The sequence below is a fragment of the Arthrobacter sp. TmtSoilC51 genome (assembly GCF_055388015.1).
Map to the genome: position 1 here is coordinate 2,998,114 of NZ_AP035877.1, position 22,206 is coordinate 3,020,319.

At 60.9% G+C, this 22,206-nt stretch carries 23 protein-coding genes; 12 read left to right on the forward strand and 11 right to left on the reverse strand.

What is annotated here, in order from left to right; translation table 11 throughout:
* The first annotated feature begins 28 nt into the window (after positions 1–28).
* Positions 29–1,273 carry a non-homologous end-joining DNA ligase gene (gene ligD, locus ACZ5G6_RS13645; protein ID WP_498685953.1) on the forward strand — a complete coding sequence of 415 codons (1,245 nt, stop codon included), beginning with the start codon at positions 29–31 and terminating at the stop codon, positions 1,271–1,273.
* Positions 1,274–1,325: 52 nt separating this feature from the next.
* Here ligD and ACZ5G6_RS13650 read toward each other — a convergent pair whose 3' ends face one another.
* On the reverse strand, positions 1,326–1,703 hold the full coding sequence (locus ACZ5G6_RS13650) for a VOC family protein (RefSeq protein WP_223932951.1): 378 nt from the start codon (positions 1,701–1,703) through the stop codon (positions 1,326–1,328).
* A gap of 131 nt (positions 1,704–1,834) precedes the next feature.
* Here ACZ5G6_RS13650 and ACZ5G6_RS13655 point away from each other — a divergent pair, with 131 nt between their 5' ends.
* A complete protein-coding gene (locus ACZ5G6_RS13655) occupies positions 1,835–2,224 on the forward strand; it encodes a DUF3054 domain-containing protein (protein ID WP_498685956.1) in 390 nt (129 codons plus the stop codon).
* A gap of 72 nt (positions 2,225–2,296) precedes the next feature.
* A complete protein-coding gene (locus ACZ5G6_RS13660; protein WP_223932953.1) occupies positions 2,297–2,575 on the forward strand; it encodes an Lrp/AsnC family transcriptional regulator in 279 nt (92 codons plus the stop codon).
* Between the two features lie 15 nt (positions 2,576–2,590).
* Here ACZ5G6_RS13660 and trpD read toward each other — a convergent pair whose 3' ends face one another.
* Positions 2,591–3,658 carry an anthranilate phosphoribosyltransferase gene (trpD, locus tag ACZ5G6_RS13665; RefSeq protein WP_498685959.1) on the reverse strand — a complete coding sequence of 356 codons (1,068 nt, stop codon included), beginning with the start codon at positions 3,656–3,658 and terminating at the stop codon, positions 2,591–2,593.
* A gap of 148 nt (positions 3,659–3,806) precedes the next feature.
* Here trpD and ctaE point away from each other — a divergent pair, with 148 nt between their 5' ends.
* The 4 genes from ctaE (at position 3,807) to qcrB (ending at position 8,142) form a co-directional block, all read left to right on the forward strand.
* Positions 3,807–4,445 carry an aa3-type cytochrome oxidase subunit III gene (ctaE, locus tag ACZ5G6_RS13670; protein WP_309929666.1) on the forward strand — a complete coding sequence of 213 codons (639 nt, stop codon included), beginning with the start codon at positions 3,807–3,809 and terminating at the stop codon, positions 4,443–4,445.
* 87 nt (positions 4,446–4,532) lie between these two features.
* Entirely contained in the window at positions 4,533–5,321 is a 789-nt protein-coding gene (qcrC, locus tag ACZ5G6_RS13675; RefSeq protein WP_223932956.1) for a cytochrome bc1 complex diheme cytochrome c subunit, read from the forward strand.
* A gap of 99 nt (positions 5,322–5,420) precedes the next feature.
* Positions 5,421–6,491 carry a cytochrome bc1 complex Rieske iron-sulfur subunit gene (gene qcrA / locus ACZ5G6_RS13680; protein ID WP_223932957.1) on the forward strand — a complete coding sequence of 357 codons (1,071 nt, stop codon included), beginning with the start codon at positions 5,421–5,423 and terminating at the stop codon, positions 6,489–6,491.
* Positions 6,469–8,142, forward strand: coding sequence for a cytochrome bc1 complex cytochrome b subunit (gene qcrB, locus ACZ5G6_RS13685; RefSeq protein WP_223932958.1), 1,674 nt, complete (start codon positions 6,469–6,471; stop codon positions 8,140–8,142). Before qcrA ends, qcrB begins: the two co-directional genes overlap by 23 nt.
* Positions 8,143–8,242: 100 nt before the next feature.
* Here qcrB and ACZ5G6_RS13690 read toward each other — a convergent pair whose 3' ends face one another.
* Positions 8,243–9,031 carry a GntR family transcriptional regulator gene (locus tag ACZ5G6_RS13690; RefSeq protein WP_223932959.1) on the reverse strand — a complete coding sequence of 263 codons (789 nt, stop codon included), beginning with the start codon at positions 9,029–9,031 and terminating at the stop codon, positions 8,243–8,245.
* Between the two features lie 165 nt (positions 9,032–9,196).
* On the opposite strand from ACZ5G6_RS13690, the gene ACZ5G6_RS13695 reads away from it, so the two are divergent.
* On the forward strand, positions 9,197–9,490 hold the full coding sequence (locus tag ACZ5G6_RS13695) for an HPr family phosphocarrier protein (protein ID WP_223932960.1): 294 nt from the start codon (positions 9,197–9,199) through the stop codon (positions 9,488–9,490).
* A gap of 64 nt (positions 9,491–9,554) precedes the next feature.
* Here ACZ5G6_RS13695 and ACZ5G6_RS13700 read toward each other — a convergent pair whose 3' ends face one another.
* From ACZ5G6_RS13700 to ACZ5G6_RS13720, 5 genes are all read right to left on the reverse strand, one after another.
* On the reverse strand, positions 9,555–9,956 hold the full coding sequence (locus tag ACZ5G6_RS13700; protein WP_223932961.1) for a cytochrome c oxidase subunit 4: 402 nt from the start codon (positions 9,954–9,956) through the stop codon (positions 9,555–9,557).
* Positions 9,953–11,674, reverse strand: a complete 1,722-nt coding sequence (ctaD, locus tag ACZ5G6_RS13705) for an aa3-type cytochrome oxidase subunit I (protein WP_216925611.1) — start codon at positions 11,672–11,674, stop codon at positions 9,953–9,955. The genes ACZ5G6_RS13700 and ctaD overlap by 4 nt, the downstream gene beginning before the upstream one ends.
* Before the next feature lie 10 nt (positions 11,675–11,684).
* A complete protein-coding gene (gene ctaC, locus ACZ5G6_RS13710; protein WP_223932962.1) occupies positions 11,685–12,557 on the reverse strand; it encodes an aa3-type cytochrome oxidase subunit II in 873 nt (290 codons plus the stop codon).
* Between the two features lie 182 nt (positions 12,558–12,739).
* A complete protein-coding gene (locus tag ACZ5G6_RS13715) occupies positions 12,740–13,129 on the reverse strand; it encodes a HesB/IscA family protein (protein WP_216925609.1) in 390 nt (129 codons plus the stop codon).
* Between the two features lie 209 nt (positions 13,130–13,338).
* Positions 13,339–14,811, reverse strand: a complete 1,473-nt coding sequence (locus ACZ5G6_RS13720; RefSeq protein WP_498685967.1) for a dipeptidase — start codon at positions 14,809–14,811, stop codon at positions 13,339–13,341.
* 118 nt (positions 14,812–14,929) lie between these two features.
* Here ACZ5G6_RS13720 and ACZ5G6_RS13725 point away from each other — a divergent pair, with 118 nt between their 5' ends.
* Entirely contained in the window at positions 14,930–15,523 is a 594-nt protein-coding gene (locus ACZ5G6_RS13725) for a DUF3043 domain-containing protein (RefSeq protein WP_223932964.1), read from the forward strand.
* An 86-nt stretch (positions 15,524–15,609) separates the two neighbouring features.
* On the opposite strand, the gene ACZ5G6_RS13730 is transcribed toward ACZ5G6_RS13725, so the two are convergent.
* Entirely contained in the window at positions 15,610–16,695 is a 1,086-nt protein-coding gene (locus tag ACZ5G6_RS13730) for a quinone-dependent dihydroorotate dehydrogenase (RefSeq protein WP_498685969.1), read from the reverse strand.
* A gap of 68 nt (positions 16,696–16,763) precedes the next feature.
* Between ACZ5G6_RS13730 and ACZ5G6_RS13735 the strand changes: the two genes are divergently transcribed.
* Genes ACZ5G6_RS13735 through ACZ5G6_RS13745 form a run of 3 tightly spaced genes read left to right on the forward strand, consistent with a single transcriptional unit; the run spans position 16,764 to position 20,530 of the window.
* On the forward strand, positions 16,764–18,443 hold the full coding sequence (locus ACZ5G6_RS13735) for an FAD-binding dehydrogenase (protein WP_498685973.1): 1,680 nt from the start codon (positions 16,764–16,766) through the stop codon (positions 18,441–18,443).
* Positions 18,444–18,452: 9 nt separating this feature from the next.
* Positions 18,453–19,460, forward strand: coding sequence for an alpha/beta hydrolase (locus ACZ5G6_RS13740; protein ID WP_498685976.1), 1,008 nt, complete (start codon positions 18,453–18,455; stop codon positions 19,458–19,460).
* Positions 19,457–20,530, forward strand: a complete 1,074-nt coding sequence (locus ACZ5G6_RS13745; RefSeq protein WP_498685977.1) for an alpha/beta hydrolase — start codon at positions 19,457–19,459, stop codon at positions 20,528–20,530. The genes ACZ5G6_RS13740 and ACZ5G6_RS13745 overlap by 4 nt, the downstream gene beginning before the upstream one ends.
* A 15-nt stretch (positions 20,531–20,545) precedes the next feature.
* Here ACZ5G6_RS13745 and ACZ5G6_RS13750 read toward each other — a convergent pair whose 3' ends face one another.
* Positions 20,546–21,370 carry an isoprenyl transferase gene (locus ACZ5G6_RS13750; protein ID WP_223932969.1) on the reverse strand — a complete coding sequence of 275 codons (825 nt, stop codon included), beginning with the start codon at positions 21,368–21,370 and terminating at the stop codon, positions 20,546–20,548.
* Between the two features lie 2 nt (positions 21,371–21,372).
* A complete protein-coding gene (gene recO, locus ACZ5G6_RS13755) occupies positions 21,373–22,128 on the reverse strand; it encodes a DNA repair protein RecO (RefSeq protein WP_498685981.1) in 756 nt (251 codons plus the stop codon).
* Positions 22,129–22,206: the final 78 nt, after the last annotated feature.

Below are 22,206 nucleotides of genomic sequence, written 5' to 3' on the forward strand. Positions count from 1 at the left end.
GACAGCCGATCGTTGCTAGCGTGGCGGCATGAACCCGTCGAAGACTCCGGCAGAGATCCTGGACATAGGTGAGGCCGAGGTTCGCGTCTCGAATCCGGACAAAGTGGTTTTCCCCGAACCCGGACTGACCAAGCTGGATTTGGTCCGCTACTATCTCTCAGTTGCCGAAGGTGCGCTGCGGGGCGCGGGCGGCCGCCCCATGGTGCTCAAGCGCTTCCCCAAAGGCATAGAAGCCGAGCCGTTCTTTCAGAAGCGCGTTCCGGAAAACCACCCGGACTTCATTGAAACCGCAACATTGCACTACTCGTCGGGGACGTCAGCAGAAGAGACTGTCATCCGGGACGCAGCCGGTTTAGCGTGGGTGGTGAATCTTGGCTGCCTCGATCTCAACCCCCACCCCGTGCGTGCCGAGGATCTGGATCATCCCGACGAACTCCGGATCGACCTCGATCCCATGCCCGGCGTTCACTGGTCACAGATCGTCGACGTCGCCTACGTCGCACGCGAGGTGCTTGACGACGTCGGACTGGTGGGATGGCCGAAGACGAGCGGCTCACGCGGACTCCACATCCTGGTGCGCATTGCCCCGGAATGGTCGTATAGCCAGCTGCGGCTCGCCGCCGAAACCCTTGCCCGTGAGGTGGAGAACCGGGCACCAGGGCTCGCCACCGCGCGGTGGTGGAAGGAAGAACGCGGCGAGAGCGTCTTCGTCGACTTCAACCAGAATGCCAAAGACCGGACCGTTGCATCGGCATACTCAATCAGGCCCCGGCCCGACGCCCGGGTCTCAACTCCCCTGACGTGGGCCGAGGTCACTTCCTCACGGCCTGAACTATTCACCGTCCTGACAGTGCCCGAGCGCTTCGCTGACCTGGGCGACCCCCACGCCGGCATCGATGATGCCATTGGCTCCCTCGACGGCCTCCTGGCTTTGGCAAAAGAACTGGGTCCCGCCGACAAAGCACCTCGGGCTGGCGACGGCTCGGGCCGCCGGGTCTCGACGATGCCACTCATTGAGGTTGCCCGCACCAAGACCAAGCCTGAGGCGGTTGCTGCACTGGATGAGTGGAAGGCCAGGCATGCGGACGTTGTCGCGGGCCTTCACCCGGCGGATGTGCTCATCGATGGGATGCGCGGATCGAGTTCGCTCTGGTACAGGGTCCGGGTGAACCTGCAGCACATCGCCGAAGCCAAGCGTCCGCCACAGGAAGAGCTCATCGCCGACTATGACCCGTGGGCCGGCAAGGACTGGGCAGGGCGTCCGGGATCCTGATTTACGTTTGGCCGACGTCAATGCCTGTCCACTCATGACTGTTGGGGCAGAGTCAGTCGCCTGCTGTCCGGATACGGCTGACCAGGCCTACGGTGTTGGCCTCGCTGTCCTCAATGAATGCCATCCATTCCTCCGAATCTGCAGGTCCAAGGAGGTCGTCCTCATGGGTGAAGATCAGGTGTGGCTCCGAAACGATCCTGACACCTTTGCTCCGCAATGCCGCCACTGTTCCGTGAAGGTCTCCCACCTCGAAATAGAGAAGGGATGACGGCGCACCTTTCTCCAGCAGAAGCCGCACGCCGCCCACATCAAAGAAAAGCAGACCGGGAGGGTCATACAAGGCCTTGGGCTCGGTCCCCAGCAACGCGGCGTAAAAGGCAGCCGCCCTCTTCAGGTCTTCGGCATGCTGGGCTACCTGAACGAATCGCATCGTTTCCTCCTGAACTGGGCGCGTCTTTGGGTTACTGCCAGTCATCGTGGCCGCTCTCCAATCCAAGCGCAAGGGAGAAACTGCGCGCCGTCAACTTCGCGCCAGCACTGCAGCCCCGATACTGTCAGAACATGCCGTCATCGTTGAGATCCTGGATTCCTGCTGCCGCCGCAGACCTCGTGCTGATTCTTGTCTTCGCCGCGATCGGCCGCGACGCCCATGCCCGGGGAGACATCATCACCGGCGCATTCATCACCGCGTGGCCCTTTCTCGCAGGTGCCAGCGCAGCCTGGGTGGTCATGCGGGTTTGGCGTGCACCGTATGCCGTTTGGCCTTCGGGCGTGTGTGTCTGGATCGGTGCCGTCCTGATCGGCATGTTGCTCAGGGCCGTGACAGGTCAGACGGTGGTACTGCCGTTTGTCATCGTGGCACTTATCAGCCTGGGCATTTTCCTGCTCGGCTTCCGCGCCCTTCTCGCGTTAATTCTGCGTACGTCACGAAAGCGGCAACGCAAGGCCTGAACAGGTCCCCGACATCTCCCATGCACTAGGCTGGAGAGCGTCCGCAACGATGCTTTTCCGGAAGGGCCCCACGTGATCACTGCTTTCGTCCTGATCAAGACCGATGCCTCGCGCATTCCGGAAACCGCCGAGCAGATTTCGGCCATCCAGGGCATCAGCGAGGTCTACTCCGTCACTGGAGAATGGGACCTGATTGCCGTGGCGAGAGTCTCAAAGCATGAAGACCTTGCGGACGTCATCGCTGATCGCTTGTCGAAGGTCGATTCGGTGGTCCACACCACTACGCACATAGCGTTCCGTGCCTACTCGCAGCACGACCTCGACGCCGCCTTTGCCCTGGGATTCGAATAGGGCCGGGACCCTGGGCTAGCCGTTCGAGGCCTGGCTGAGGGCAATCCACTTTGCCAGAACGCCGGCAGCCTTCCCTGAATCCACGGATTCCGCTGCCCGTGCGAACGCCAGCCGCATACGGTCCAAAAGGTCGCCTTCGGCGTTCAGATCAACGGACACCAAGCCAGCGGCAGCATTCAAGAGAACAGCATCGCGTACAGGACCTGTCCTGCCGTCAAGGACCTCGCGGACAACTACTGCATTTGCGGCGGCGTCGCCGCCTCGCAAATCGGCCACGGTGGATGGCTTGATACCAAGCTCCGCGGGTGAGAACACCTGCTCCGTGACAGTTCCGTTCCTGATCTCCCAGACGGTTGATGGTCCTGTGGGCGTCAATTCATCCAGCCCGTCGTCACCGCGGAACACCAGGCCACGGCTGCCGCGCCGGGCAAGGACGCCGGCAACCAGGGGCGCCATTCGAGCGTTGGCCACACCAACAGCAGAAGCCTGCACATGGGCTGGATTGGTCATGGGGCCGAGGAAGTTAAAGGCCGTGGGTACTGCCAGCTCCCGGCGAGGTACTGCAGTGTGACGGAACGAGGGATGAAAAACCTGCGCAAAGCAGAATGTGATTCCTGCCTCCTCCGCGTTCCGCGCAACCTGGTCAATCGAAAGGTCCAAGCGGACACCCAGGGCTTCGAGCACATCAGCAGAACCGGAGGTGGACGACGCCGCACGGTTTCCGTGCTTGACAACTTTGGCACCGGCTCCGGCGGCAACAAGGGCTGCCATCGTGGAGATGTTGACAGTGTTGAGTCTGTCACCGCCCGTTCCCACGATGTCCAGCTTTTCACCCGAGATCTCTATCGGGTTGGCATTCTGAACCATGGCCTCCACGAGACCGGCCAGTTCTTCCACTGTTTCGCCCTTGGCGCGCAGGGCAACCAGGAAACCCGCGATCTGCGCAGGAGTCGCTTCGCCGGCCATGATCGTGTTCATGGCCCACTCAGTATTGCCCACTGCAAGGTCGTCGCCGTTGATCAGTGCAGAGATGAGCCCTGGCCAGGTATTGCTGGCTGCAGGTGCCGATGCCGGAGAAGTCACCCCTTGATGCTATCGACCGAGCTACACCGATGACCAATGTGAACCGGACCGGGAACTTTTCCGCGCGATTTCGCGTCTTTGTAGAAAAAGTCTCCCGAATCGGTGGTTTGCATTGGGAACTCTGGACTTTTACAGACATAATGTCCTTGTGACATCTGCGACCCATGCCCCCAGTACCCCGGCGCACCCGACGCTGAACCGCCCCAATCTGGTTTCTGTTGGAACCGTTGTTTGGCTGTCCAGTGAGTTGATGTTCTTCGCCGGTCTCTTTGCCATGTACTTCACCCTGCGTTCCACATCGGGATTGATGTGGGCCGAGGAGTCGGCCAAGCTCAACTTCCCGTTTGCGCTCGTCAACACCATCGTCCTTGTGGCCAGTTCCTTTACTTGCCAGATGGGCGTTTTCGCTGCTGAGCGGCTTGAACCGCGCCGCACCGGCGGACGCCTCCAGTTCACCCGCTGGGGCATGAGCGAATGGTTCGTTCTCACCTTCATCATGGGTGCCTTCTTCGTAGCCGGACAGACCACGGAATACGCCATGCTCGTCTCCGAGCATGTTTCCCTGTCATCCAATGCCTACGGTTCCGCCTTCTACATGACCACAGGCTTCCACGGCCTTCACGTCATCGGCGGTTTGATCGCGTTCCTGTTCATTATTGGCCGCGCGTTTGCAGCCAAGAAGTTTGGGCACTTTGAAGCGACATCCGCGATCGTCACCTCGTACTACTGGCACTTCGTTGACGTCGTCTGGATTGGCCTCTTCCTGGTCATCTACGTCCTCAAGTAGCCCGGCTTTGACTCTTTTTCTACAAGAGGCAGAATTTCAAGAAGCGGCTCGCGGAGCCGACGCAGGATCGAATAAAGGAACCACCACGTGAAGGCACTCTCGCAGAAGCGACGTCACCCACTGGCAGCCATTGCGCTGCTGCTGATGGGCCTCCTCCTCACTGGTGGGCTGTACGCCGTTGCCACATCTGTCAACCAGGCCAAAGCCGACACCACCAGCTACAGCGCAAGTGACGTAGAAGAAGGCGGCAAATTGTTTGCTGCCAACTGCGCCACCTGCCACGGCATGGGTGCAAGCGGATCCAAGGACGGCCCCTCGCTGGTCGGCGTAGGTGCCGCAGCAGTTGACTTCCAGGTTGGCACCGGACGCATGCCCATGCAGATGAATGGCCCACAGGCCCAGAAGAAGCCCGTCCAATTCAACGAAGAGCAGACCAGCCAGCTGTCCGCTTACGTTGCATCGCTCGGCGCAGGCCCTGCAATTCCGGAAGAACACCTCCTTGACGAAAAGGGAGATGCAGCCAACGGTGGCGAGCTCTTCCGAGTCAACTGCGCCATGTGCCACAACGCGGCAGCAGCCGGTGGCGCCCTGACCCGCGGCAAGTTCGCTCCGGCGCTGGCCGATGTCACTGGCAAGCACATCTACGAAGCCATGGCCACGGGTCCGCAGAACATGCCTGTGTTCAACGACTCGAACGTCTCCCCTGAAGGTAAGCGCGACATCATCACCTTCCTCAAGACCATCGAAGCCAACGGCTCGCCAGGCGGTGCCGATCTCGGCTCCCTTGGCCCCGTGTCAGAGGGTCTCTTCGTCTGGATTGCCGGATTGGGCGTCATCATCGCTTTCACCATCTGGCTGACGTCACGCACGTCATAGTCCGGACGAGACAACAAACTTCTGCTGCATGGTCAGCAGTTTCGAACTGAAAATTAACTCGGCTCAGGCCGAGACAACGAGAGAAGGATGAGGCGAATTATGGGCAACCATAGTGACGGCAGTCCGAACCACTCGGGCACCGTAGCTACGGCTGGTCAGAATGAGGTGGAGAAGTTCCAGGATCCTGGACTCCCTCCGCATCGTTTGCGCCTGGCTGACACGGACCCGGTAGCCGCAAAGCGAGCCGAACGTCAGGTAGCCATTTTGTTTGGCACCTCCGTCATTGGCACGCTGATCTTCCTGGTGGCGTACTTCGCCATCGATCTGGGCGACGATTCGACGATTGCAACCATCCGTACCCAAAACCTGCTCCTGGGCCTAGGTACGGCGTTCGCGATGCTTGGCATCGGCACCGGTATCGTGCACTGGGCCAAGGCCCTTATGCCCGATCACGAAGTGTCGGAAGAGCGCCACGCTATCCGTCATGAGGAAGATCGCCAGGCTGCCGTGCGTATCGTCGACGACATCGTCGAGGAAACCGGCATTAAGCGCCGCCCGCTGATCCGCAACACCCTTCTTGGCGCCGTTGCCCTTGCTCCGCTCCCTGCCCTCGCCATCTTCGGCGACTTGGGACCGCGTCCGGATGACAAGCTCGCACACACCATGTGGGCTCCCGAAGGTGGCAAGCTCAAGCGACTGACCCGCGACCCCGATGGCACTCCCATCAAGGCTTCGGATGTCACCATCGGCTCGGCTTTCCACGTCATTCCCGAGGGACTCAACGAACTTCACGAGGGCAAGCTGAACGAAAAGGCCAAGGCCGTCGTTCTGCTGATGCGCCTCGATCCGAACTCGCTGAACCCGTCCGAGGGCCGCGAGAACTGGAGCTACAACGGCATTGTTGCCTACTCCAAGATCTGCACGCACGTTGGTTGCCCGGTTGCTCTTTACGAGCAGCAGACACACCACCTCCTGTGCCCGTGCCACCAGTCCACGTTCGACCTCACGCAGGAATGCAAGGTCATCTTTGGACCGGCAAGCCGTCCGCTCCCCCAGCTGCCCATCGCAGTTGACGCAGAGGGCTACCTCGTCGCTACCAGCGACTTCAAAGAACCTGTAGGACCGAGTTACTGGGAGCGTGACGAGCATGAGCGCCTCATCAACAGCTGAAGCCCCCTTCGTAGCGAAGACCAAAGTTGGCCGTTTCACTGACTTCGTAGACGAGCGTGTAGGCGGCTCCGGCATCCTGCGCGAGTTCGGCCGCAAGGTCTTCCCTGACCACTGGTCATTCATGTTCGGTGAGGTGGCGCTGTACTCCTTCGTCATCCTCCTGATGTCGGGTACGTTCCTGACCTTCTTCTTCGACCCGTCCATGGCTGAAACCCACTACCAGGGTTCTTACACGCCGTTGTACAACGTCGAAATGTCGGTGGCTTACAGCTCATCCCTGAACATCTCCTTCGATGTTCGTGGTGGCCTCTTCATGCGCCAGGTGCACCACTGGGCGGCGCTGCTGTTCGTGGCTTCGCTTGGCGTCCACATGCTGCGCGTCTTCTTCACCGGCGCGTTCCGCAAGCCGCGTGAGATGAACTGGGTGGTGGGTGGCGTCCTGCTGATCCTGGCAATGGCTGCCGGCTTCACCGGCTACTCGCTCCCCGATGACCTGCTTTCCGGCAACGGTCTGCGCATCATCGATGGCGTTATCAAGTCCATCCCGGTCATTGGTACCTACATCTCGTTCTTCCTCTTCGGCGGAGAATTCCCGGGCACTGCGATCATTGGTCGCCTCTACGTGCTTCATATCCTTCTGGTCCCTGCCCTGATTCTGCTGATGATCGTTATTCACCTGTTCATGGTGGTTGTTCACAAGCACACGCAGTACCCCGGCCCAGGACGCAACGACGGCAACGTCGTCGGCTACCCCCTTGGCCCGGTTTACGCTGCCAAGGCTGGCGGGTTCTTCTTCATCGTCTTCGGCGTGCTGGCCCTCATGGCAGCTGCCTTTACGATCAACCCGATCTGGAACTACGGTCCCTACGACCCCTCCCCGGTTTCCGCAGGTACCCAGCCTGACTGGTACATCGGATTCGTTGACGGTGCACTTCGCCTCATGCCTGGTGTCGTCAACAACTTCCACTTTGAGTACATCGTCTTCGGACACACGCTGACCCTGAACGTCCTGCTCCCGGCACTGGTGCCCGCCGGCATCATCTTCACCGTGCTGTTCATGTACCCGTGGATTGAACGCTGGGTCACCAAGGACAACCGTGAGCACCACGTCCTTGACCGTCCCCGCAACGCACCTACCCGTACCGCGATCGGTGTTGCCGGTTTCACTTGGTACTGCGTCATGTGGGCTGCAGCAGGTTCGGACCTCATCGCAACGCATTTCCACGTATCCCTGAACGATGTCACGTACTGGCTGCGCACTCTGTTCTTCATCGGCCCTGTCATTGCTTTCATCGTGACCAAGCGAATCGCACTGGCTCTGCAGCGTAAGGACCGGGAGATCGCGCTCCACGGACGTGAGACCGGCCGCATCGTACGACTCCCCCACGGTGAGTTCATCGAAGTACACGCTCCGTTGGACGAGTACAAGCGCTACAAGCTCGTTGGGTTCGAATCTCCGGTTCCGTTGCCGGCCACGCCGAACGAACATGGTGTTGTGACCCGCAAGGAAAAGCGCCGGGCAGCGCTCTCCAAGTGGTTCTTCGAAGACCGTGTTGCTCCGGCGACGCCTGCGGAACTCGAAGCCGCCCACGCGCATGGCCACCACGAGGCCATCGAAGCTGGCGAAGACCAGAAGAGTCTTAGCCACTAGTTCCTGTTTGAAGACACGGAAGGGCCCGATCCATATGGATCGGGCCCTTCCGTGTTTTTACTTGCTACTTGTGAGTGGTCACTAGGGACCACTGCCTGCACTATTGAGTCCGGTAGCCGGAGGAATAGTTGCGTGTGGGCCGAACGCCTGGTCGCTGCAGCGGAACCCAGAGCTTATAGCGGTCTGCTCGATAGTACGAAACCGAGTAGTCCACCATTGCCCGGGCCACGAAGGCGTGACGCTGGATCTTCAGCAGGGGTGAGCCTACGTCCACGTTCAACAGCCTTGCAGTTGACGGGGAAGCGGCGGTGGCCTCGATCATGTCCTCCCCCCATTCCATGACCAGGCCATAGCGTTCGCTCAGGACGTTGTAGAGCGAAGTGGGCGGTGCCTCGTCCAATAGCCCAGGGACGCGGTGTGCCGGAATGAAGTTCTCGTCGACACTCATTGGTTCGTTGTCGGCCAACAGCAAGCGCCTGAAACGGACCAACGGCGTACCTTCTTCCAGCTGAAGCTCCCTCGCCAAAAAGGCGCTGGCAGCAATCTGTTCAAAGCTCAGCACTTTGGCTGCCGGGACCATCCCTCGGCGTTGCATCTCCTCGCTATAGGAGGTCAACTTCACTTGGAGGTCAAGCTTGGGCTTCTTCACGAACGTACCTAGTCCAACCACACGCTCGATGACTTCTTCACCCACCAGGGCGTCAATGGCCTGGCGTACGGTCATCCTGGCAAGGCCAAACCTTAACGAGAGATCCCGTTCGGACGGCAGCGAGGAACCCGGCGGACATGATTGGGCAATGAAACTCCTCAGTATCTCCCGGAGCTGGATATAAATGGGAGTGCTGCTGGTCCGGTCAATTTCACCGGCGATACTCGCGGCTTCAGGCATGACAAGTGCCCAACATCAAATGAATCATGCATTAAGGGTAGATCAGTCGGGGCACAGGTCTAGACCAGCTGCAGTACGCGATATGGAGAGCTGGCCTGGAGGCGGCTACGCTTGTATGGATCAAATTTCACGGACGGCTATTCCGTCTTAGCAAAGGAGCTGGGCTTGCCGGAGCAGAAATCCTTCGTCGCAGCAGAAATTGGCTTGCATGCGCGTGCAGCAGCGGTATTTGTCCGGGCAGTAACCGAGACAGGCCTGCCCGTAACAATACGGAAGCAGGATGGCCTTCCGGTCGACGCACGCTCGCTCCTGGAAGTCATGACGGAAGATTTTGGCCACGGCTGCGAGGTGTTCCTTGAGGTGGCACTGGATGCCCTCCAGGAGGGCCAAAATGTCTCCGACGCCGACGATGCCCTCGTGGGACTTTCTGCTGTGCTGGAGGGCACTCAGGCCCCTTGAAACCCCAACCACGAGAACGGGCCCCACCAGAAGGTGGGGCCCGTCGTCGTTATGCTGTTTGCTGCTAGTGGGCGTGGTCGCCGCGGCTGTATTCGAAGACCCAGCCGACCAGTGCCACAACGGCAAGGCCACCCGCGATGAAGGTGATCCAGAAACCCACCGCAAGGCCCAGGAAGCCGCTTGCGCATGCAATGCCGAGAACCAGCGGCCACCAGCTCCAAGGGCTGAAGTGCCCCTGCTCGCCCGCGCCCTCGTGAATTTCAGCATCAGGGCGGTCTTCCGGACGCATGCCAATCCGCTTGCCAGTAAAGCCCAGGTAGGCGCCGATCATGCCCACGAGACCGCCAACCAGGAGAATGCCCAGAACGCCGACCCACTCATGCCATTCCGTCAGGAAGCCGTAGGCGATGGCGACAGGGATGAAGAAGAATGCTCCTGCTCCAAAGAGCCACGATTCAATTTTCACTTGCGGACGTCCTTCTGGTCAGCGTTACCGAGCAGCACTGCTGCCGGGTCCGGGGACTGGGCAGTGTGGACCTGGGCCAACTCCGGGTGGTGAAGGTCCAGTGCCGGGCGCTCAGAGCGGATACGGGGCAGGGAAGTGAAGTTGTGGCGCGGCGGTGGGCAGGACGTTGCCCACTCCAGTGACGCACCGAAGCCCCAAGGGTCATCAACTTCTACCTTCTTGTTGCTACGCCAGGTGATGTAGACATTCCAGAAGAAGGGCAGGAGGGACGCACCCAGGACGAAGGACGAAATCGTGGAGAACTGGTTCATCCAGGTGAAGTTGTCCTGCGGCATGTAGTCGGCGTAGCGGCGGGGCATACCTTCAACACCCAGCCAGTGCTGGATCAGGAAGGTTCCGTGGAAGCCAAGGAAAAGCAGCCAGAAGTGAATCTTGCCCAGGCGTTCGTTGAGCATCTTGCCGGTCCACTTGGGCCACCAGAAGTAGAAGCCCGCGAACATGGCGAACACCACGGTGCCGAAGACGACGTAGTGGAAGTGGGCCACAACGAAGTACGAGTCCGAGACGTGGAAGTCCAGCGGCGGCGACGCCAGGATAATACCGGTGAGGCCACCGAACAGGAAGGTCACCAGGAAGCCGATGCTCCACAGCATCGGAGTCTCGAAGGTGATGGAACCCTGCCAGAGAGTACCGATCCAGTTGAAGAACTTTACGCCTGTGGGCACCGCGATCAACATGGTCATGAAGGCGAAGAACGGGAGCAGCACGGAACCAGTCACGTACATGTGGTGAGCCCACACGGTGACGGAAAGTGCGGCAATAGCGATGGTTGCGTAGACAAGGCCCTTGTAACCAAAGATCGGCTTCCGGCTGAAGACAGGGAAGATCTCAGAAACGATGCCGAAGAACGGCAGGGCGATGATGTAAACCTCAGGGTGGCCGAAGAACCAGAACAGGTGCTGCCAGAGTACTGCGCCGCCGTTTTCGGGGTCGAAGATGTGGGCACCAAATTTGCGGTCCGCGCCGAGGGCGAACAGGGCAGCGGCCAGCGGCGGGAACGCCATCAGGACGAGGATGGACGTCACCAGGGCATTCCAGGTGAAGATCGGCATGCGCCACATGGTCATGCCAGGGGCACGCATGCAGATGATCGTGGTGATGAAGTTGACGGCACCAAGGATGGTACCGAAGCCCGACAGTGCGAGACCGAAGACCCACAGGTCACCGCCGACGCCGGGCGTAAAGGTGGTGTTCGACAGCGGCGCATACGCGAACCAGCCGAACGATGCAGCACCCTGCGGCGTGATAAAGCCGGACACAGCAATGGTGGAGCCGAAGAGGAAGAACCAGAAGGCCAGCGCGTTCAATCGCGGGAAGGCGACGTCGGGGGCACCAATCTGCAGTGGCATGATGACGTTCGTGAAGCCCGCAAACAGCGGTGTCGCGAACATCAGCAGCATCACGGTGCCGTGCATCGTGAACATCTGGTTGTACTGTTCCTTGGTCTGCAGGATCTGCATACCCGGTTCGAACAGTTCGGCACGGATCAGCAGCGCCATGACGCCGCCGAGGCAGAAGAACACAAAGGACGCGATGAGGTACATGTACCCGATGGTCTTGTGGTCCGTGGAGGTGATCCAGTTGACGACGATGCGTCCCTTGGATTTAGGAACTACGGGAGCCTCTAGGGTCCCGGCGGATTGAGTGTAAGTAGCCACGTCGCTCCCCTTACTTGGTTTCGATCAGGTCCGGGTTGCGGTCGTATTCCGCACCGAGCAGGCCCGTGTTGCCGTCCTGGCGAAGCTTGTCCATGTGGGCCTGGAATTCAGACTCGGAGACAACCTTGACGCGGAACAGCATTTCGGAGTGGTATTCACCGCAGAGTTCGGCGCACTTGCCATCGAAAGTGCCCTCCTTGGTGGGAGTGAACCTGATGTAGTTGGTCTTGCCGGGGATCATGTCCCGCTTCTGCAGGAAGGCCGGAACCCAGAAAGAGTGGATGACATCGCGGGAGTTCAGCTCCAGGTCAACCGACTTGCCAACGGGCAAGTACAGCGTGGGGAGCAGGTCCTTGTTGACCTCGTTGCCGGTCAGGTGGGCCTGAACGCCGGCCTCGTGGAGGTCCTCGCTGACGACCTCGCCCTTTTTGTAGTTGAAGTCCCAGGCCCACTGCTTGCCGCGGACGTCAACGACGACGTCTGCCGGCTGTGAGCGGTCATCGATCGCCCGCTGGTCCTGGTCGGTGAAGTAGAAGAACACCAGCACCATGAACAGCGGGATGGTCAAGTAGAAGACCTCAAGCGGCAGGTTGTAGCTGAGCTGCTTGGGGAATCCCGTGGTGCCCTTGCGGCGGCGGTAAGCGATGATGCACCAGACCAGAAGGCCCCACGTGATGATACCGACTGCCAAGGCGGCGATCCATGAGTTGACCCAGAGGTCCATGATCCGGTCAGTGTGGTTGGTCGTGCCGCGCTCTGTTGGCAGCCAACCCTTCTCTACCTCTGGTGAACATCCGGTCAAAACCAACGCGCCGGCTAGTGCCAAGCCAGTGATCGAGGTGATCTTTATGCGTCGGCTGCCGGTTCGGTTCTGCGAACTCACAGACGGCCCTTCCTCTTGTTGCTGTCTCCCGGCAGGCCAAAGGCCACCGGGCACACTAAAAGTTTTACTACCCGATGTAGAGCTTACCGCTATGAAGCGGTTTTCGCGCACATGTCGGCCCCGTGGCTCCGAATGCGTTGGAACGCATCCAGACGGGCGCCGACATGCGGCGACAGCTCACGTCAGTGGAACGAATCGCCGCAAGCGCAAGACCCGCCGGCGTTCGGGTTATCAATGGTGAAGCCCTGCTTCGAGATGGTGTCCTCGAAGTCAATGCTGGCGCCGCTAAGGTACGGGACGCTCATCTTGTCCACGACGACCTCAACGCCGTCGTAGTCACGAACGGCGTCTCCATCCAGCAGGCGCTCGTCAAAGTAGAGCTGGTAGATCAAGCCGGAGCAGCCGCCCGGCTGGACTGCAACGCGCAGCCGCAGATCGGTGCGCCCTTCCTGTTCGAGGAGGCTACGGACCTTGCCTGCTGCGACATCGGTCAGATTGACCTCGTGCGTGGGAAGCTCCTCGTCCGGGACGAGCTGTGCTCCGGTGCTGTTTTCGTTGGTTGCAGTGCTCATTGGCCTACCTTCTTATGACGCTCCTGGCGGCGGCGCCGGAACGCTGCCTGCCCTTACCCAATTACGTGCGGGTTATAGCTCCATGCTACGTCGCGCAGACGCTGAGCTATAACTTCTGACGTAACCACGGACCGCATTGACTTGTTCCCGGCGTGTCCGCGTCCCGGAAGGGCACCCGAACAAGCGGCCCGGGAACACGGCAACGCTACTTAGCGGTCCAGGCCCTCAGCGTTAATCCGCGCCAGCATGAGCGCCTCTGCCAGCACTGCATGGCGGAAATCGCCGATGTGCAATGATTCGTTGGCGCTGTGCGCGCGGGAATCGGGATCTTCCACCCCCGTGACCAGAATCTGGACATCGGGATATGCCTCGGTCAGGTCGGCAATAAACGGGATGGAACCGCCGATTCCCATTTCCACTGGCTGGACTCCCCATGCCTCGCCCAGGGCCCAGAGTGCCACCCTGGCAGCTGCTGATGAGGTGTCGGTCGAGAAGGCGTTGCCCCGCTCCCCCGGCGTGAAGGTAACTTTGGCCCCGAAAGGCGCGTGGGACTCCACGTGGTTCCTCAAAGCCTCCATTGCGGCTTCCGGATCCTGCCCGGGGGCCAGACGCATGCTGAACTTGGCCCGGGCTGCGGGAATGAGCGTATTTGAGGCAACGTCAACTGCGGGAACATCCATGCCGATGATGGATAACGCGGGCTTGGTCCACAAACGCGAACTGATTGTCCCGCTCCCGGCGAGCTTGACGCCGTCGAGCACTGAAGCGTCGGCGCGGTATTCAGCCTCCGTCAGGTCAACCGCAACGTCGTCATTCCGAACGAGGCCAGCCACGGCGACATTTCCTTCGTCGTCGTGCAGGGTAGCGATGAGACGTGACAGCAGTGTAGGGGCGTCCAGCACCGGGCCGCCGAACATTCCCGAATGCACCGCATGTTCCAGCACGCGGACTTCGAAAGTGCCATCCACGAGCCCTCGGAGGCTTGTGGTCAGTGCAGGAAGGCCAACCTTCCAGTTGCTGGAGTCCGCCACGACGATTACATCGGACCGGAGAAGTTCGCGGTGTTCCTCGAGGAACGTCCGGAAGGTGGGCGAGCCCGCTTCTTCCTCGCCCTCGAAGAAGAAAGTCACACCAAGGCCAAACGCATCCCCCAGAACACTCATCACAGCACTGTATGCAGCCAGGTGGGCCATGATGCCGGCTTTGTCGTCAGCAGCGCCACGGCCATACAGGCGGCCTTCCCGCTCTTCCGCAATGAAAGGCTCGGAGGTCCAAAGGGCCCGGTCGCCCGGGGGCTGCACGTCGTGGTGTGCGTACAAGAGAATGGTCGGCTTTCCGTCGCGGGCAGGACGGCGGGCGACGACGGCGGGACCGCCGGGCGTTCCATCCGATTTGTCGCAGCGCAGAATGCGGACATCATCCATGCCGGTGGCCTTTACCAAAGATGCGACAGCTTCGGCGCTGCGATCCAGTTCGGCGGGGTCAAAGCTGGGCCACGCGATTCCCGGGATACCCACGAGGTCCTTGAGCGTGCTGAGAGTGGCGCTAAAGGATTCATCGACTGCGTGGGCCAAAGCGGCCACGGCTTCGTTGCCGATGACCTGGTTCGACGACGATCCCTCCGTGCTGTGGCCGGAGTTCCGTTGCTGGTTCTGCGGGATCCCCGCATGTGCTGATGTCATGCCCAAACTTTACCGCTGACCACGGGGCGACAAGGGACGGCGCGGCAGGCTCCCACGCGCCAAACGTACCGCGGGGTCACGTAACCTGCGCCACCTCCCTGCGGGGTATTCTGTATGGGTGTTCGGACGCAAAAAGGAAGAGCCCAGCGCTCAAGCAGTAGTAGACCAGGCCCACGCCGCCGCCCAGGAACCGGGTGCCGGAAAGGGCGCCCCTACGCCCAAGCGGAAGGCCCAGGAGGCAGCCCGCAAGCGCCCGTTGGTGCCCAATGACCGTAAAGCTTCCAAGGAGGCCGAGCGCGTCGCGATTCAGGACCAGCGGCAGAAGATGCGCCAGGCATTGGACACGGGGGACGAAAAGTACCTCCCGCTGAGGGACAAGGGTCCCCAGAAACGCTTCGTTCGGGACTATGTAGACGCACGGTTCAGCCTTGGTGAATACCTGATGTTCGGGGCCCTGCTCTTCGTGGTGGTCTCGCTGATCATCCCGTCCAACAGTGCGCAGATTACTTATGTCCTGGTGGGATTCTGGATCATGTTCCTTGCCGTCTTCATCGATGCTTTCATCCTTTCACGCAAGCTCCGCAAGCGCCTGGGCGAGAAGTTCGGCGAAGTCGAGCGCGGTTCAGTCTGGTACGGATGCATGCGCGCCCTGCAGTTCCGCAAGCTCCGCCTCCCCAAGCCACAGGTCAAGCGCGGCCAGTACCCGGCCTAGCGGTACCCCTAACCGCCGACCAACCTACTTACACGAAGACCCCGGACCAATGGTCCGGGGTCTTCTTCTTGATTCGGGACGGAAGCCTATACCGAGCGGGAGCCGCGCTTCTGGATCTTCACGAGGCCTTTGTTGATGCGTGACGCCCAGAACGGACCCTCGTAAAGGAACGCGGTGTAGCCCTGCACCAGGGTTGCCCCTGCGTCCAAACGGTCCTGAACATCCTGGGCTGACTCCACTCCCCCCACGGCAATCAGCACGAGCTGATCTCCCACTGCTTCCTTAAGTCGTCGCAGGACTTCCAATGATCGCTGCTTCAGCGGGGCACCTGAAAGCCCTCCGGCTCCCAGTGCTTCAACCTTGGCGGCGTCAGTGACGAGGCCCTCACGGGTAATGGTGGTATTGGTGGCGATTATGCCGTCGAGCTTGAGGTCAAGCGCAAGCCGGGCGACGTCGTCGATGTCCTCGTTACTGAGGTCAGGCGCGATCTTGACCAGTAGTGGAACATGGCGGCCAGCTGCCTCATCAGCTGCATCCCCCACTGCCCGGAGCAGCGGCCGAAGGGTTTCCACGTTCTGGAGGAGCCGCAGTCCTGGCGTGTTGGGCGAACTGACGTTGACAACCAGGTAGTCCGCAGCCGGTGCAAGGCTGCGTGCGCTAACCAAGTAGTCCTCTGTGGCCTCATCCAACTCAACAACTTTCGTCTTACCGATGTTGACGCCGATCACTGGACGAACGTCGGCGTGCATGCGCTGCAGTGCGGCTTTGGCGGACTTGAGCCGCGGAGCCACTGCAGCAGCTCCATCGTTGTTGAAGCCCATACGGTTGATAACCGCACGGTCATCAATCAATCGGAACAGGCGTGGCTTCTCGTTGCCCGGCTGGGCCTGGCCTGTAATGGTTCCGACCTCCACATGGCCGAATCCCAGCTCTGCCAGCGCTTCAATCCCATGGCCTTCCTTATCGAAACCTGCCGCCAGGCCGAAGGGAGACGGGAATGTCAGGCCCAAGGCCTCGGTCCGGAGGGAAGCATCCGGAGCTGTGATCCTGGCCAGAATCCGCCCTGCACCGGAGCGGTGGGCCGCCCGGATGGCCTGGAAGCCGATCTTATGGGCTTTCTCGGCATCCATCCAGGAGAAGGCGAGCTTGAAGAAGGTGGGGTAAACACGCATGGTCCTAGTTTTCCGGTTTACTGACAACTCACCAAACCCGTGACCATGCCGACAGCTAGCATGTACGCATGCCCCTACCGGATCGTGACGCAAATCATGGGAATCGAATCCTCGCCGACATCATCGTTGTCGGTGCAGGCTTGTCCGGGCTGGTTGCAGCTGCAAGCGCATATGCGGCAGGCAAGAGCGTGGCAATCCTGGACCAGGAACCGGCGGCATCCCTGGGAGGGCAGGCGCATTGGTCCTTCGGGGGCCTGTTTATGGTGGACACCCCGGAGCAGCGCCGACTCGGTGTCAAGGACAGCGCTCAGTTGGCACTCTCGGACTGGTTGGCGTCCGCCGGCTTTGATCAGCCTCACGATGCGGTTGCGCGGCAGTGGGCAGAAGCGTACGTCCACTTCGCCTCGGGTGAGAAAAGGGCATGGTTGAAGAGCCTCGACGTCGGAATCTTCCCCCTCGTGCAATGGGCAGAACGCGGCGGTTACGGGCCCCAGGGACACGGAAACACGGTTCCCCGGTTCCACGTCACGTGGGGAACTGGTCCTGCCCTTGTGGAACCGTTTCTTGCGAAGGTGCAGGAAGGTGTCCAGGCCGGACGGGTAACGCTGCATTTCCGGCATAGGGCAACTTCACTGACGACGACGGCCGGCCGGGTCGTGGGCGTCTCAGGCCAGGTTCTGGAACCCTCGACGGCGGTGCGCGGCCAAGCTTCCTCACGCACCGCCGTCGGGGGTTTCGACGCGATGGCGGGCGCAGTCGTAGTGTCGACAGGCGGCATTGGCGGCAACCACGGTTCGGTTCGCCGGCAGTGGCCGGGCGATGATGCACCGGCATACATGCTCAGCGGCGTTCCTGCCTCAGTGGATGGTGATTTCCTCCCGGTTGCGGAATCCATCGGCGCAGCCTTGGTGAACGGTGACCGCATGTGGCACTACCCCGAGGGAATCCACAATTACGCTCCCATATGGCCCAAGCACGGCATCCGTATACTGCCAGGGCCCTCGTCCCTGTGGTTGGATGCCCTCGGGCAACAACTCCCGGCGCCGCTGTTCCCGGGTTTCGATTCCCTTGGCGCGCTTCGCCACATCGTGGCCACGGGTCACAGCTATTCGTGGTTCGTTTTGAACCGCACTATTGCACTGAAGGAACTTGCGCTGTCCGGTTCCGAGCAGAATCCGGACCTCACGGGGAAGGACGTCTCACTGCTCGTCTCGCGCTTGAAGCCCGGTGGCGATACCCCAATACAACGTTTCCTGGACAAAGGCATCGACTTCATCCAGGGCACGACGCCCCGGGACCTGGCCGCGAAAATGAACGGACTCACCGGGGATCAGCTGGTCAGCGCTGATCACCTGGACGCGTTGGTCCGGGCCCGCGACCTTCAAGTGGCGAGCGGGCTGGGTAAAGACCCTCAACTTGCCGCCATCCGGGCGGCCCGCCGTTTTGCCACTGACAAACTGATGAGGGTGGCTCCCCCACACCGGCTGGCAGATCCTGCCCACGGTCCCCTCATTGCCATCAGGCTCTCCGTCCTCACGAGGAAAAGCCTGGGAGGGCTGCAGACGGACCTTCGTTCCCGCGTCCTGGACCAAGACGGCCAGGTGATCCCTGGCCTCTATGCTGCGGGTGAAGCGGCCGGCTTCGGTGGAGGCGGCATCCACGGGTACAGGGCATTGGAGGGAACGTTCCTGGGTGGTTGCCTTTTCACTGGCAGGGCTGCGGGACGCGATGCCGCAGCGAGTGTCTAAGCTGAAGGCATGGATTGGTCGACTGACATCCTGGGAATGGACTTCCAATCGCGTGTCCTGGACGCCGAAGGACCTGATGGTGTGCTGCGCCGGGCAACGTTGGTCCGTTACCGACCGGAATCAATGACCCAGGAGGCCAGAGAAACACATGGTGCCTTGCTCTTCCTTCATGGCTGGAGCGACTACTTCTTCAATGTGGAGCTCGCCAGGTTTTGGGCAAGGAACGGCTATGAGTTCTATGCCTTGGACATGCACAACCATGGTCGAAGCCTGATATACGGTTCGCATGGTGGTTATGTGGCCAACCTTGGGGACTACGATGCCGAAATCAGTCGCGCCATCGAGGTCATCCGCAGCGACAGCCCTGCACATCGCAGGGACAACGTTGCCATGATGGGGCATTCCACCGGAGGCCTTATCGCGGCGCTGTGGACGAGCAGGCACCCGGGCCAAGTGCAACACCTGATACTGAACAGCCCTTGGCTCGAAATGCATGGCAACTCAATCGTTCGGCGCGCCGCCCAAGTGATGGTTGGACCTCTCGCAAAACTCCGGCCGGAGATGGTCCTGAGGCTCCCGGAGCGTGGATTCTACTTCCGTAGCATAAGCAACACGGCCGAAGGAGAATGGCCGCTGGATGAAAAATACCGGCCTCCCCTGGCTTTTCCTGTCAGGGCGGGGTGGCTCAGAGCCGTTCTGGCCGGCCACTCGCAGGTTGCGCGTGGCCTGGACCTGGACATCCCGGTCCTGGTACTCACGTCGGCTGCCAGTGCCAATGGAATGGTGTGGCAGGAGTCCATGCGGCGTTCGGATGCGGTATTGGACGTTGGCATCATCGCACTGAGGGCCATGGCCTTGGGCCGCAGCGTGACGTTGGAGAGAGTGGACGGGGGCCTGCATGATGTCTTTCTGTCCGCACCCAACGTCCGGGCAGATGCCTACGCGAGGCTTTCACGTTGGATTCGCGGGTACATGGAAGAGGGCTTGCCGCAGGAACGGCAGGAAGGGGACGCATGACCACCACCGAAGAATCAGTATCACTGTGGCGACCGGACATCCTGGGCAGCGGGTATCAGTGCTTGGAACTCCCCTTGCCCCCTGACGACGAGGGCACCGTCAAAGCGACCCTCGTCAGGCATGCCCCACCAGTTACAGCCACAACTCCCCACGGCATCCTTGACTTTCTCTCCACCTTCACAAAAGGCAGGCGCCGGGCAGCTTCCACGGATCCAGCGGGGGCGCCACGCGTGGTTCTCTATCTTCACGGATGGGCTGACTATTTCCTCCAGACCGAACTCGCTGAGTACCTCACTGCATCAGGCTTTCATTTCTACGCGCTGGACCTTCGGAAATTTGGGCGGAGCCTGTTGCCCGGTCAGACGCCCGGATATACAACCAACCTTGCTGTCTACGACGAAGACATCGAGGCAGCCTTGCTGGAGGTCGAACGGGACGTTTTGGCAAGGACCAACAATCCAGCGCCGCCAACCATTCATGTGCTCGCACACTCTTTGGGCGGGCTGATTGCTTCCTTGTGGGCGGACCGCCACCCAGGCCGGATTGGGACACTGGTGCTGAACTCGCCTTGGCTTGAGCTCCAGGGCAGCAGCCTGGTTCGCAGCATCGCCATGCATCTGGTGGAGCCCTTCGCACGAACTGACCCCAAGCGTCCATTCAGGTTCCCCGAGATGCCCGCGTACTGGAAGAGCGTCAGCAACCAAGCCCACGGCGAATGGGTGCTGGATTCGGTCTGGCGGCCGCGCGCCTCATTCCCCATTCGCGCCGGATGGACCAAGGCAGTGCTCGCCGGCCACAAAACGGTGGAGCGAAAACTCAACATCGATGCCCCGGTCCTGGTGCTTTTATCGGGCCGGACCAGGATCCAGGTCGAATGGACGGCAGACCTCATGAGGGCGGACGCCGTAATCGACGTCGAGGAGACATCGCGCCGTGCGTTGGGCCTGGGCCGGCGAACGGCTGTGTTCCGCTACCCAGGGGCACTCCACGACATTTTCCTGTCCCGGAGGACAATTCGCCAACAGGCTTATCGTGATGTGTCGGTTTGGCTCTCGTCCTACCCGTATTGATCCAGCATGCCCGTGCTAATTAGCGGCTGGCGCCGCGTCTACCGCTCCGCCATACCGGCGGTCCCGCCTAGCGTAAATCTCGACGGCGTCCCAAAGCGTCCGCCTGTCTACGTCCGGCCACAACGTGTCCATGAAGACGAATTCAGCGTAGGCAGACTGCCACAGCAGGAAGTTTGACAACCTCTGCTCGCCGGAACTGCGCAGGAAGAGGTCTACGTCGGGCAAGTCGGGCTCATCCAGATATTTCTGGATGGTCTTTTCGGTCACGGATCCCGGCTTGAGTCGCCCGGCGGCAACGTCCTCGGCAATGGCAGAGACGGCGTCGGCTATTTCAGCCCGGCCGCCGTAGTTAACACACATGGTCAAGGTGCAAGTGTCGTTGGCCTTGGTAAATTCCTCGGCCTCTTCAAGCTCACGGATAACCGAGCCCCAGAGCCTGGGCCGTCGCCCGGCCCAGCGGATCCTGACTCCCCATTCGTCGAGTTGGTTCCGTTGGCGACGTAGCACATCCTTGTTAAATCCCATCAGGAAGCGGACTTCTTCTGGAGATCGTCGCCAGTTCTCCGTGGAAAACGCGTAGACGCTAACGTACTTGATGCCTAGCTCGATGGCTCCGGCCATCACGTCCAGCAGTGCCGGTTCGCCGGCCTTGTGCCCTTCAATGCGGGGCAATCCCCGCTGGTTGGCCCAACGGCCATTGCCATCCATCACAATTGCCACGTGCTGTGGAATAAGTTCACTTGGAATGTTCGGCGGAACGGCACCTGAAGGGTGGCCATACGGGGCTACTACGGGCGAAGTCCTCGCGGGGGTCGTCTTGCTTTTCTTTCCAAGTGCCACAGTCAGCTTCGCTCCACGTGTTTGAGTGATTTCAAGGCGCGTTCCAAATGCCATTGCAGGTAGCTGGCCACTAGCCCGGCCGCTTCGCGTCGATGCCGGGAATCCGAAGCGTCAGCAACGCCCCAATCCCCGGTCAGCAGGGCGCCAAGAAGTACCACAGTCTCCGGCGCGGGGGCGGGCGAACCGGGCGGACGGCAATCGCCACACACCATGCCTCCAAGAGGTGCCGCGAAAGCTGTGTGGGGGCCAAGCCTGCCGCACCGAGCGCAGTCGGTAAAGCTGGGTGCCCACCCGCCGGTAGCCAGGGCACGCAAGAGATACGAATCCAGGATGAGCTCCGGAGGATGGTCCGAGCGGCTGAGCGCGGCCAACGCACCCACCAGGAGGTTGTACTGGGCTGTACCGGATTCGGCATCCGCGTCCGTGAGCTTCTCCGCGGTTTCGGTCATGGCAGCTGCCACCGTGAAACGGCCGTAGTCCGCCGCGATGCTGCTCCCGTATGACCCCTTGGCGACAGCCTGCGTGACGATATCCAGGGTGCGGCCGGAAATGAGCTGGAGGTCTGCCACCATGAAGGGCTCCAGCCGTGCACCGAACCGGCTGCTGGTCCGACGCACCCCTTTAGCCACTGCCCTGACCTGCCCGTGGTGTTTGGTCAGCAGGGTAATGATGCGGTCAGCCTCACCCAGTTTGTGGGTACGGAGCACCACGGCATCGTCCCGGTAGGACCGTGCTGCAAACGATGAGGGATTGGCCACAACTAATCTTCGCACTAAGCCGGCGGCCAAGGAGGACCGCCGGACCGTGTGGTGACGGCGATTCCCGTCACCACACGG